This window comes from Oceanobacillus sp. NCCP-135, from assembly GCF_059698015.1.
On record NZ_BAAKSZ010000008.1, the window covers coordinates 57,044 to 69,219 of the forward strand.

The 12,176-nt window shown below is 34.9% G+C and carries 12 protein-coding genes; 9 read left to right on the plus strand and 3 right to left on the minus strand.

The genetic code is table 11. From position 1 onward, the window contains the following. Window positions 1-10: 10 nt before the first annotated feature. Entirely contained in the window at window positions 11-1,273 is a 1,263-nt protein-coding gene (locus tag AC6HVZ_RS07730) for an acyl-CoA thioester hydrolase/BAAT C-terminal domain-containing protein (RefSeq protein WP_497557579.1), read from the minus strand. Window positions 1,274-1,587: 314 nt separating this feature from the next. Here AC6HVZ_RS07730 and AC6HVZ_RS07735 point away from each other — a divergent pair, with 314 nt between their 5' ends. Beyond that, window positions 1,588-2,052 (plus strand): GNAT family N-acetyltransferase, encoded by a 465-nt coding sequence (locus AC6HVZ_RS07735; RefSeq protein WP_497557580.1) that lies wholly within the window; start codon window positions 1,588-1,590, stop codon window positions 2,050-2,052. Window positions 2,053-2,332: 280 nt separating this feature from the next. Here AC6HVZ_RS07735 and AC6HVZ_RS07740 read toward each other — a convergent pair whose 3' ends face one another. After that, window positions 2,333-2,467 carry a YqzM family protein gene (locus AC6HVZ_RS07740; RefSeq protein WP_497557581.1) on the minus strand — a complete coding sequence of 45 codons (135 nt, stop codon included), beginning with the start codon at window positions 2,465-2,467 and terminating at the stop codon, window positions 2,333-2,335. 308 nt (window positions 2,468-2,775) lie between these two features. On the opposite strand from AC6HVZ_RS07740, the gene holA reads away from it, so the two are divergent. Beyond that, window positions 2,776-3,789 (plus strand): DNA polymerase III subunit delta, encoded by a 1,014-nt coding sequence (gene holA / locus AC6HVZ_RS07745; protein WP_497557582.1) that lies wholly within the window; start codon window positions 2,776-2,778, stop codon window positions 3,787-3,789. 33 nt (window positions 3,790-3,822) lie between these two features. Here the strand turns inward: holA and rpsT are convergent, their stop codons facing one another. Beyond that, on the minus strand, window positions 3,823-4,089 hold the full coding sequence (gene rpsT, locus AC6HVZ_RS07750; RefSeq protein WP_497557583.1) for a 30S ribosomal protein S20: 267 nt from the start codon (window positions 4,087-4,089) through the stop codon (window positions 3,823-3,825). 209 nt (window positions 4,090-4,298) lie between these two features. Between rpsT and gpr the strand changes: the two genes are divergently transcribed. From gpr to grpE, 7 genes are all read left to right on the plus strand, one after another. Then, window positions 4,299-5,414, plus strand: coding sequence for a GPR endopeptidase (gene gpr, locus AC6HVZ_RS07755; protein ID WP_497557584.1), 1,116 nt, complete (start codon window positions 4,299-4,301; stop codon window positions 5,412-5,414). A 161-nt stretch (window positions 5,415-5,575) separates the two neighbouring features. Further along, on the plus strand, window positions 5,576-6,754 hold the full coding sequence (spoIIP, locus tag AC6HVZ_RS07760; protein ID WP_497557585.1) for a stage II sporulation protein P: 1,179 nt from the start codon (window positions 5,576-5,578) through the stop codon (window positions 6,752-6,754). Between the two features lie 12 nt (window positions 6,755-6,766). Continuing rightward, on the plus strand, window positions 6,767-7,108 hold the full coding sequence (locus AC6HVZ_RS07765) for a hypothetical protein (protein ID WP_497557586.1): 342 nt from the start codon (window positions 6,767-6,769) through the stop codon (window positions 7,106-7,108). A gap of 166 nt (window positions 7,109-7,274) precedes the next feature. Then, a complete protein-coding gene (lepA, locus tag AC6HVZ_RS07770) occupies window positions 7,275-9,083 on the plus strand; it encodes a translation elongation factor 4 (protein ID WP_497557587.1) in 1,809 nt (602 codons plus the stop codon). A gap of 95 nt (window positions 9,084-9,178) precedes the next feature. Further along, the gene (gene hemW / locus AC6HVZ_RS07775) at window positions 9,179-10,360 is read left to right on the plus strand and encodes a radical SAM family heme chaperone HemW (RefSeq protein WP_497557588.1); all 1,182 of its coding nucleotides are present in this window, start codon (window positions 9,179-9,181) and stop codon (window positions 10,358-10,360) included. A 76-nt stretch (window positions 10,361-10,436) separates the two neighbouring features. Then, window positions 10,437-11,468, plus strand: coding sequence for a heat-inducible transcriptional repressor HrcA (hrcA, locus tag AC6HVZ_RS07780; protein WP_497557589.1), 1,032 nt, complete (start codon window positions 10,437-10,439; stop codon window positions 11,466-11,468). Between the two features lie 126 nt (window positions 11,469-11,594). Further along, window positions 11,595-12,173, plus strand: coding sequence for a nucleotide exchange factor GrpE (grpE, locus tag AC6HVZ_RS07785; RefSeq protein ID WP_497557590.1), 579 nt, complete (start codon window positions 11,595-11,597; stop codon window positions 12,171-12,173). Window positions 12,174-12,176 lie beyond the last annotated feature (3 nt).

Consider the following 12,176-nt stretch of genomic DNA (forward strand, 5'->3'; position numbering starts at 1 on the left):
TAAATTCAGACTAAAGGTTTTCTTTAAAAAACGCCTTCACTTTCTCCCAGGCATCTGCCTGTGCATGGGCATTTTCTTTCGGTGTTCCACCAAGTAATAATTTCACTCCTTGACCAAATGGAGTTTTCGTTGACTTTGTCGTCGGCAAACCAGGTGTGCCAATCGAGTGACCAGCAAGAGGATAGGTGATATGCTCATAAGCAAAATGATGTCCATATTTCTTTAAACGATCAATGGCTCTGTCAGAAAGCTCAGTAGAAGGCCAGAGCTGATCATCTCCACCTGATAGTAATAGAATTGATCCATTGATTTTTTCTATAGGAATCTCGGCTTGTTCTTCCCCTTCTGCTACTTGTAAATAGAAATTTTTATATGTAATCAGACGATCCCTTTTCGATTCTTTTGGTGATTGTTGTAGTTCATCATTTGAAACTTTCCCAGCTGCAAAGGGAATTTCAACGCCTTTATAAGTCCATGACGAGAGCTTCAGTCCTTTTTTTCCAATTCCAGGATAAACAACGGAGCTAGGTACATAACCCACGACAGCTTTAATGCTCGGAAACATCGAAGCACTTAAGAGAGCAAGTTCTCCTCCTTTTGAAGTCCCCATTATACCAAGTCTGTCTGTGTCAATATCTGCTTGATTTACCAGCCAGTTTAGTGCTTTTTCAATATAGTCAATCGGAATATGAACTAACTCACTTGGCAAATTTTCTATTCCGAAATAGGCTAATGAAAAGGTATTAAACCCATGAGATGCCAACAAAGTTGCATCTCCCTCACGCAATCCGCCTTCAGAACCCCCTAATACAATAATTGTCGGATATTTATTTGCTTCCTTTTGACGAAACATTGTTCCAACTAAGCCATTGTCTCGTATAGGAAGTCGTTCGACATCAGGTTCTATTAAATGACGAACAAGGCATGCCTCATCTATTACTTTACCATTTTGCTTTAATGTAAATTTTGTTTGTAACGGTTGCAAAGGGGTTCTTACTTTTGGACCTGTATTCAAAACGGGAAGCATTGACCAAAATAAACCTGTTCTATCTGGATCAGAATAAGTTCCGGCTAATGGTCTTGCTGATGCTAGATCAATTTCTCCTTTACTGTCAGCTTTAAATTTCGTATCGGATTTCCAATCTGTCCCAAAGTTATCCCGCATTTCTGCAACTAGAGTTACTTCCACATATGAAGATAAATTTTTAATTTGAATATCAACTTGAGCATCTCTGAATGAATGATTCGAATAAAAATGAAGTTTATCTGCCAATAGTTACACACCTTTAAAAAGAGAATAATTTTCTTGCCTTAATTTATATTTCGCTATGTATTTGTAATTTCCTTTAATTGTAAGGAAGAAGTTGTTTGGAGATTATCTCAACAGAATTTTTTAGTATATTAATGCTTGGAATTTCACTTCTTCTTGGGGTAGTATGTTTTTTTATTTCCACTTTGTATTCAGAAAATTTATGATAAAATAATAATGAAAATAGATTGAAGCGGAAAATATATGCTTGAAATTTAGTTAATGGACGAACAAGGTGCAATGTTTAAGTAACAATATGGTCAAAGGGGGAATAAGGTTTGCGATTTGAAGGAATTGATATCGAAAAACATCGGAACGAAGTAGTAAAATTTCGAACAGATTCATTTAAAGTTAGCTTTGGAGATATTTCAAACTTTGGTGAAGAAGAGGATTATCTCCAGTGGTTGGAAATGAAAACATCGGATTTTCCAAAAGGTTTTGTTATGGTCAAAGAAGCAGGAAAATACATAGGACAACTGGAATTATCAATTCGTGAATATGAAGGTGAAAATATTGGGTATGTACATTTATATTATTTAATCCCTGAAAGCCGTGGAAATGGTAAAGGAAAAGAATTACATAACTATGCGAAAGAGTTTTTTACAAACAACAATGTGGATGAGTACCATTTAAGAGTATCACCCACGAATACGTCAGCAATTAAGTTTTACCAAAAAATAGGAATGGAGAAAGTTGGCCACGAAGTAGAAGGTAAAGTTATTAGAATGAAAGGAAAATTGTGACATAAATGGTAATACTTACTCAATCCTATTGTTAGTTATTGAAAAATTATAAATACACATCCTTAGATAGGCTGCATAGTCTATCCATAGGAGCAATTCTTTACCTGATTGATTCAGCTAACGATTTACATTACACATCCCCAAACGTGCAGCATACTTACGACTAAAGGGAATCCCCCACTGAATGAAGTTTCACTTTATCTTCCCTCTGCATGAAATTAAAAAGAGACTGCATCTATACAGTCTCTTTCTTATACTTTTCATTATAATTTGAATGCTGTTATTGACCAATTACGCTAATTGCTGCACCTATAGCAAAAATTAAGACAAAGAAAACGAGTGAGAAACCAAAGCCTTTAATTGAGTCAACTACATCATTATTTTTTGCTTGCGGATCTTTTTCAAATTCGTTCACATCTACCCCTCCTATATCACCATTAGTATAAATTAAAAACTAAAAAAAATCTACTTATGTTTAAATTTTGTCACAGATAATATTCTTCTCCATTTTTAACAAGACTTAACATCTATACTTTCCCTTTGACAGGACAATCTAAAATTAACACAAACATCGTTTGAAGTATAGTTTCTAGAGCTATACTTTAGACGTTTATATAGATGCAGGAGGGAAATATGCTACAATAATTTCCCTCCAATTTTTCTTGCTATTCCCATACTAACGTTTTACTATTGATAGTATATATTGATGGTGGGGGACTATATGTGAGTTACTTGGAAGTTTTACAAAAAGTTAAAAAAAGGAAAATTAAACCAGTCTATTTTCTTTATGGAACTGAAAATTATTTTATACAAAATTTAAAAAGAGAAATAACAACAGCAGTATTACTGGATGATATGGATAATTTATCTGTTTACGATCTAAATGAGACTCCTATTCAGGAAGTTATTACTGATGTGGAAACATACCCCTTTTTTGGCGAAAAAAAATTAATCATAGCTGATAATCCGGGTTTTCTAAAAGCAAAACCGGAAAAATTACCATTTGAGCATGATCTAGATTCACTAAAACGTTATTTAGAATCGCCAGTGGATTACTCCGTTCTTGTAATAATTGCGCCTTATGAAAAAATGGATGAACGAAAAAAAATAAGTAAGGCTTTAAAAAAGAATGCTGAAGTTGCACTATGTCAGCCCATTAAAGAATACGAATTATCAAAGTGGATAAAAAATTTGGCAGATCAGTTAAACTTTACGATAGAAGTTGATGCTTATGAGATTTTCGAAACGGAGCTTTCCACAAATCTGAAGCTTTTGGAAAACGAGCTGACAAAGATGGCCATGTTTGCAGGTGAAAGTGGGGTAATTACAAAAGAGATTGCTGAAGACTTAATAGCACGTACTACAGATAGCTCATCATTGTTACTAGTAGATGCAGTGATTGATCGTAATTTACATAAAGCAATTGCTATTTACAAGGATCTTGAGAAAATGAAGGAAGAGCCGATAGCATTAATTGGTCTGCTGGCATTTCAGTTTCGAACAATACTGCGTGTAAAGCTTTTAAAATTAAAAGGCTATACGCAATCACAAATGCAGAAACAGCTTGGAGCACATCCCTATGTTATTAAAATAGCTCTTAATAGGGAAAAACAATTTACAATTGAAAAATTGTTTAGCATTGTCGATGAGTTAGCAAATGCTGATGCCGCTATGAAAAAAGGAGACATGGAGAAAGGATTGGCATTTGAATTATTATTATTTAACTTAACTTCATAAAAAAACGATCCTCAAAGGAAGGATCGTTTTTTCTTATGCGCCAAGATTATTTACTTTCAGAGCAAGACGAGATTTTTGACGATCACCGTTGTTCTTATGAATGATTCCCTTTTGAACAGCTTTGTCAATATGTTTTGTAGTAGTTTGCAAAGCAGCTTTTGCATTTTCGACGTCATTTGCTTCAACTAGTTTTTCTACACGTTTAATTTGTGTACGCATATTAGATTTTTGTGCTTGGTTGTTTGCACGTTTTTTATTATTTATTTCTATACGTTTAATTGCAGATTTGATATTAGCCATTTTTTCACCTCCTATTAATTACAAAAATGGTAATTGTTATCCTCATTTAAAGCAGTTTTTTTGTTCATTTATACTTCATAGTGGACAAAAGATATTTTACCAAAGGAATGGCTTGTTTTCAATAACTTTATTCTTAAATAGACGAATTTGTATGTTTTTAGTTAATTTGTGAATTCTATTATTAAGGATAGCCTGAAAGGATGATCATAATGGATGCTATGGAAAAAGTGTATCAAGTTAGAACGGATTTAGCAATAGAGGCTCGGGATATGTATGTAGAAACAGAAGGAAAAAAAGAAACACAAAAAGAAACGAAAAAAGAATTAAAAGGTGTAACTATTAAAGAACGTAATGAAGGTAAAATTAAAATTTCTTATGTGGAAATAGATGAAGAAGGTGCAAAGTTATTAGGAAAAAAAGCTGGTTCCTACGTTACGATCTATGCCGATGGTGTAAAAAAACAGGATACTGCCAGACAGGAAGCGGCAGCCAAGATATTAGCTAAGGAGTTAGAGCAGCTGATTGCTAAAAATAACATCCCAGCAGATGGAACAGGATTAATTGTCGGGCTTGGTAATTGGAATGTTACCCCTGATGCGCTTGGACCAATGACTGCTGAAAAGGTTCTAGTTACAAGTCATTTATTTAAGTTGGAACATGAATCAGTTTCTGAAGGTTATCGCCCGGTAGCTGCTGTAACTCCTGGTGTAATGGGAGTAACGGGAATGGAAACAAGTGATATTATTTTCGGTATCGTAGAAAAATTCCAACCTGATTTCGTAATAGCAATTGATGCACTTGCATCAAGATCAATTGAACGCATAAACGAAACTATTCAATTATCGGACTCTGGTATTCATCCAGGTTCAGGGGTAGGAAATAAACGAAAGGAATTAAGTATGGATACGTTAGGGATTCCGGTGTTGGCTATAGGGGTTCCAACAGTTGTCGATGCTGTAACCATTACCAGTGATACAATAGATTTCCTCTTAAAGCATTTTGGCCGTGAATTAAAAGAGAAGGATGCTCCTTCCAAATCATTAGCTCCAGCCAGTTTGTCCTTTGGTAATAAACGTTTCTCGGAAGCGGATTTACCAGATGAAGAAAAACGAAATACATTTCTTGGAATAGTCGGAACTCTATCTGAGGATGAAAAAAGACAGCTAATAACCGAAGTATTAACACCAATTGGTCATAATTTAATGGTGACACCAAAAGAGGTGGATGGATTCATGATAGATATGGCGAACGTCATCGCAAATGGATTGAATGCTGCACTGCATGAAAATGTTGATGTGGATAATCTGGCCTCCTATACAAGATAGAAACTTGTATATCTCTACCATTTATTTAAACCATAGAATTTTGTTCTAGTTCCTGAAGCTATGTCATAGATTTTAACTAATAGAGCGTGTTCAAAAGGAGAATAAAATCGGATCTTTTTGAACATCAACTAATAGGACATGACTTCAGGAAGGGTGGAATAATGCTGTTAAGAAATACGCAGGTTCATAAAAGAAAACGGATAGGACTGCTCTATAAAAGAAGTGTGATTTATATAATTAGTATGATTATCTTGTTTTTACTGATTGGATTTCTGACAACTATAAAGCCGGCATATCGTTTTTCTTCGGATGCGATTACAGAGTGGACAACCGATATAGACAGTTCTTTATTTTTGTATTTAATAGGTATGGAAAACAAAGCATTTAAATACGCATATCCAGAAGATAAAGCATTACCGAATTTATCCAATACTTTTTTTCAACTAGCGACAAGTTTAAAACCAAATGATCCCAGAAGTTTGTTAGGGAATGAATTACCTGGTTTTTCTATCTTTGACAGTCGTATTTTGATTGCTGGTGAAGGAACCAACTACACGAACTTACCATTTGAGTCAGCTCCTCCCTTGGAAGAGGTTTTGAAGGACAGAGAAGCTGTTGTAGAGGAAGAACCTACTGAAGAGAAGGCTGCTGAGCAAGAAAAACAGGAAATTGCACAAACGACTGGAGAACGGGATGTTGTTTTTATTTATAATACCCATAATCGAGAGTCATTTCTGCCACATTTACCGGGCGTTACAGATGCTAACTCAGCACAACATAAAGAAGTTAACATAACCAATGTAAGTGATCGACTTGCGAATTCATTAGAAGCAAATGGAATTGGTACTCATGTTGATAATACTGATGTTATGAGTGTGTTGAACGAAAAAGGTTGGGTTTTTGGCCAGGCATACGATGCTTCGAGGGAAATAGTGAAAGAGGCGTTTTCCTCCAATCAAAACATTCAATTTGTATTTGATTTACACCGTGATTCTGTATCTAGAAAAAGTACTACAAAAGAAATTAATGGTGAATCCTATGCCAGAATTATGATCGTAGTAGGTCTTGAACACAAAGACCATGAAAAGAATTTGAAGTTAGCATCAGAGCTCCATTACTTGATGCAAGAAAAATACCCCGGTTTAAGCAGAGGTGTCTTTCCTAAACAAGGGCCAGGAATGGATGGTGTCTATAACCAGGACTTGTCAGAAAGCTCCCTCGTACTTGAATTTGGCGGGATAGAAAACAACTTAGAAGAGCTATATCGTTCAGCCGATGCTTTCGCCGATGTGTTTAGCGAATTTTATTGGGATGCAGAAAAAGTCGATGCTAATCCATAGGAGGTATGTAACATGGTTCGCTCTTTTATAATTTTATTATTATTTGCCCTCTTTTTTCTAACAGGAACGCTGTATGGCATGGACAGAGAAAAAAATATAGCAACAGATGATTCAAATGAAAAAATAGAGTCTGTCGATAATTTGAATAAGGAAAACGAACAAATAGAAATAGTTGAAGTAGAGGGAGAGCTAGTCCAGGTAGAGAAGGTTATTAACGATTCGAATGAAGCAATGGTGGAGGAACAACCGATCCATATCACTGAGAAAACTGCTTCGTTTCTAGAGGCAGGAGTAAAAGGATTTTATGAAGTGGTTGTACAAATTCTCCATCAGATTTCACAATTATTTTTCTGAAAAATAGGAAATCCGGCGATCCTGATTAATAATAAAATTAGGATCTTTTTTTGTGTATTCATTGAATATAACCCGCACTATTGCTATAATCATTCCTAGTTATTAAAGGTGAAATTTGAGCTTTTGTCCATATGGGATAAAAGACATGTAGGAGTGAACATCACTTATGGTGAAAAAACAGAGGAATGTACGTAATTTTTCTATTATTGCACATATCGATCATGGAAAGTCAACATTAGCTGATCGGATTTTGGAAAATACGAAAGCACTAACAAAGCGCGAGATGAAAGAACAATTTCTTGATGCAATGGATTTGGAACGTGAACGTGGTATTACAATTAAACTGAATGCGGTTCAGCTCAAATATACTAGTAATAGCGGTGAAGAGTTTATTTTTCATTTAATCGATACACCGGGCCATGTTGATTTTACATACGAAGTATCACGAAGTCTTGCAGCTTGCGAGGGGGCTATATTAGTAGTCGATGCAGCGCAGGGAATTGAAGCACAGACCTTAGCAAATGTTTATCTGGCAATGGATAATGAATTAGAAATTATCCCTGTTATTAATAAAATTGACCTGCCAAGTGCTGATCCTGAACGTGTTAAGAAAGAATTGGAAGATGTTATTGGCATTGACGGGGATGATGTCATATTAGCATCTGCTAAATCTAATATTGGGATTGAAGAAATCCTGGAACGTATAACTGAAGTAGTTCCTGCACCTGAAGGGAATATAGAGGGACCATTAAAAGCGCTTATTTTTGATTCCTTGTATGATTCTTATCGTGGTGTTATTGCTTATGTTTGTATTAAAGAAGGATCTCTTAAGGTTGGAGATAAAATTAAAATGATGGCAACAGGGAAAGAATTTGAAGTGAATGAAGTGGGTGTTTTTACACCAAAACCGATTGGAAAAGAAGAACTCACTGTTGGAGATGTTGGCTATTTGACCGCTTCCATTAAAAATGTAGGGGATACAGAGGTTGGGGATACAATCACACATGCAGGAAAGCCGGCAGCAGAAGCTCTCCCTGGTTATCGACGTTTAAATCCAATGGTATTCTGTGGATTGTATCCAATAGATTCCAATAATTATAATGATTTAAGAGAAGCGCTGGAACGATTGGAATTAAATGATTCTTCCTTGCAATATGAACCAGAAACTTCTCAAGCACTAGGTTTCGGATTTCGCTGTGGATTTCTGGGACTATTGCATATGGAAATTATCCAGGAACGAATTGAACGTGAATTTAACATTGATTTGATTACTACTGCGCCGAGTGTAATTTATGAAATAGAACAAACAGATGGAGAATTATTAACAATTGATAACCCTTCAACAATGCCTGATCCACAAAAAATCAGTGAAATAAAAGAACCTTATGTTAAAGCAACCATCATGGTGCCAAATGATTACGTTGGTGCAGTTATGGAAATTTCACAAAAAAAACGCGGTCAATTTATTGATATGGAATACTTGGATGACATTCGTGTAAATGTTATTTATAATATTCCACTATCAGAAATTGTTTACGATTTTTTTGATCAGTTGAAGTCACATACAAAAGGTTATGCTTCATTTGATTATGAAATAATTGGCTATAGGCCATCAAATCTTGTGAAAATGGATATTTTACTAAATACAGAAACGATCGATGCACTATCTTTTATTGTTCATCGGGATTTTGCGTATGAACGTGGAAAGCAAATTGTTGAAAAACTGAAGAAATTAATTCCAAAACAGCAATTTGAAGTACCAGTACAAGCTGCTGTCGGTAATAAAATTGTTTCAAGATCAACGATTAAAGCAGTACGCAAAGATGTTACTGCAAAATTATATGGTGGAGATATTACACGTAAACGTAAACTTCTAGAAAAACAAAAAGAAGGTAAAAAACGCATGAAGATGGTCGGCTCTGTAGAAGTACCGCAAGAAGCGTTTATGGCTATATTACAAATGGATGATGACTAAATAAGGACAGACTTTTTGACCATCCACTTAGGGGGAACTTAAATGCAATAATGCTGAAGAGTTCTCCCCTTTTCATTTTAACTTTTTAGAGGTGATTGAGCTTGATACAGTCCGTATATATTCACATACCGTTTTGTCAGCAAATCTGTCATTACTGTGCTTTTGTGAAGTTTTTTTATAATGAAAAATTAGCAACGGAATATATTGAAGCATTAGCAAATGAACTGAATATGAATATTTCAGGATCCAAAAGTCAAGTGAAAACGATCTATATTGGTGGAGGTACACCATCTTCATTAAACACTAAGCAACTCAGGTCTTTATTGGAAATAATTACGAAGAAGTTTGACATTACAAAATGTGAGGAATTTACGATAGAAGTAAACCCGGGTGATTTAGGGAAAGATAAAATCAACTTGCTAAAAGCATTTGGGGTAAGCAGAATATCATTTGGTGTACAGGTTATGAATGACCAGATGCTCGAAGATTTAGGAAGATTACATAGAGTTAGTGATGTATATAAAACCGTTGATCAATTGCAGCAACAAGGATTTATAAATATAAGCCTTGATTTAATCTATGCATTGCCTAATCAGACAGTAGAGCAATTTCAAAAATCATTAAATGAATCGATGGCTTTTAATCTTCCGCATTATTCAACCTACGGATTACAAATAGAGCCTAAAACTGTTTTCTATCACCGATATAAAAAGGGACTTTTGCCTCGTCCTGCTGAGGAGGATGAAGTGCAAATGTACAAAATTTTAAAAGATACGATGAAAAAAGCCAAAGTTGATCAATATGAAATCAGCAATTTTGCAAAACCAGGGTATGAGAGCAAACATAATCAGACGTATTGGAGCAATCAATATTATTACGGGTTTGGAGCGGGTGCGCATGCCTATCTACCAGGAAAACGTATCGCTAATATTCGTGCATTACCTGCCTATGTGAAACAGGCTATGAACGATGGTAAACCAATTCTTCAAGTAGAAAAGATCGGGGTGAAGGAACAGATTGAGGAAGAAATGTTCTTAGGTTTGCGTATGGTAAAGGGGATTAACAAATCTGACTTTAAGAAGAAATTTGGACTTTCAATGGGTGAACTGTATAAACAACCTATAGAAGACTTTGTAAGAACAGGTCTGCTTATTAATACTCATAAAAATCTTCGTTTAACAGATCAAGGTATGTTACTCGCAAATAGAGTATTTGAAAAATTCTTATTGGATGAGGATTTTCAAGAAAAGTATTCCAGTTTAGTACAAGTTTATTGACAAAAAAAATAGGATTTGATAATTTATTAATAGCATTAGCACTCGGAGTTATTGAGTGCTAACAGAGGTGAACATCATGTTAACAGAAAGGCAATTATTAATTTTGCAAGTCATTATTGATGATTTCATCGAGACAGCGCATCCTGTTGGCTCTCGTGCTATTTCAAAAAAAGGCAATGTTTCATATAGTGCTGCTACAATTAGAAACGAAATGGCAGACCTTGAAGATATGGGGTTTTTAGAAAAAACACATTCTTCTTCAGGACGTATTCCTTCTGAAAAAGGTTATCGATATTATGTAGATCATTTAATCGCACCATTCACATTGAAAAAAGATCTAAATATTATTAAGAACATTATCCAAGATGGCTTTTTTGAGTTTGAACAGGTTGTTCAAATGTCAGCTGAAGTATTATCAGAACTGACAAATTATACTTCAATCATTCTGGAACCCGAGTTGTACGAAACCAAATTGAAACAAATACAACTTATAACATTATCAGATCATACGGCAGTTGCTATATTAGTCACGAATACCGGTCATGTCGAACATCGCTCGTTCTCTATTCCTCCTGATGTTAAACCGGCTGATCTGGAGAAAATGGTTAACATTTTAAATGACCGCTTGTATGGCGTTCCAATTGTACGGTTGCCTGAAATGTTTAAAACAGAAATTGCTGCATTGATGAATAGATATTTAAGTGATTTTGAAAAATCCTATGATTACTTAAAAGCAGTATTTTTTAATGCGAGTCCTGTGAAACTATATATTGGCGGAAAATCAAATATACTGATGCAGCCAGAATTTAATGATGTTGATAAGATACGTTCATTTTATTCCATGATGGAAAAAGAAGATGAAATAGCTAATTTGTTAAAAGGCTCCGAAAGTGGTATAAAAGTAACAATTGGACATGAAAATGAAGTGGATGCGATTAAGGATTTTAGTTTAATTACTGCGTCTTATCACTTAGGTGAGGGTCAAATGGGCACAATTGCACTACTTGGTCCAACAAGAATGGAGTATAGAAAGGTTATCTCGTTATTAAAAGGTTTGTCTAATGAAATGACAGATGCATTATATATATGGTATAAAAATAACGAGTAGAAATAAGCGATTCATAGTGGGTGTGAGTGTGGTAGGAGCATCTCTTACCACACCTTTGGAATGCAGTTTATTATGATTACTATTCATGATATAGTTTAATGGGCTATTAAAACGGAGGTGTTATAAATGGAAAAACAAGATAAAGAAGCGATTACTGAAGAAGTGTCTAAATCCAATGATGAAGCTGAAGTTATTGAAGTAATTGATTCAGAGGAAAATGAAAATGTTGTTTCTGCTGACAGTGAACTGGAAGCCCTTCAAAGTGATTTTCAATCTTTGCAACAGGAAAAAGATGAATTATATCAACGAATGCTTCGCTTACAGGCAGAGTTTGATAATTTCAAAAAACGATCGCAAAAGGAAAAAGATGCGGATCGTAAATATAAATCCCAAGATATCGTCAACGAATTATTGCCGGCAATTGATAATTTTGAAAGAGCATTGCAAGTTGAAGTGACAGAGGCTACCTCAAGTTTGATTGAAGGTATTTCGATGGTCTATCGACAGCTTCTGGACGCACTTAAATCACAAGGTGTTGAAATAATTGAATCAGAAGGAAAAGAGTTTGATCCCAATCTGCATCATGCTGTAATGCAAATAGAAGATGGGGAAATGGACTCAAACATTGTAGTAGAAGAATTACAAAAAGGGTATATGCTGAAAGATCGTGTAATTAGACCAGCAATGGTTAAAGTAAATAAATAAATG

What these genes read in the sequence shown, in the direction of transcription:
- rpsT (WP_497557583.1), bottom strand. Translation starts at nt 4,089, where the DNA reads ATGGCTAATATCAAATCTGCAATTAAACGTATAGAAATAAATAATAAA.
- gpr (WP_497557584.1), top strand. Translation starts at nt 4,299, where the DNA reads ATGGATGCTATGGAAAAAGTGTATCAAGTTAGAACGGATTTAGCAATA.
- spoIIP (WP_497557585.1), top strand. Translation starts at nt 5,576, where the DNA reads ATGCTGTTAAGAAATACGCAGGTTCATAAAAGAAAACGGATAGGACTG.
- AC6HVZ_RS07765 (WP_497557586.1), top strand. Translation starts at nt 6,767, where the DNA reads ATGGTTCGCTCTTTTATAATTTTATTATTATTTGCCCTCTTTTTTCTA.
- lepA (WP_497557587.1), top strand. Translation starts at nt 7,275, where the DNA reads ATGGTGAAAAAACAGAGGAATGTACGTAATTTTTCTATTATTGCACAT.
- hrcA (WP_497557589.1), top strand. Translation starts at nt 10,437, where the DNA reads ATGTTAACAGAAAGGCAATTATTAATTTTGCAAGTCATTATTGATGAT.
- grpE (WP_497557590.1), top strand. Translation starts at nt 11,595, where the DNA reads ATGGAAAAACAAGATAAAGAAGCGATTACTGAAGAAGTGTCTAAATCC.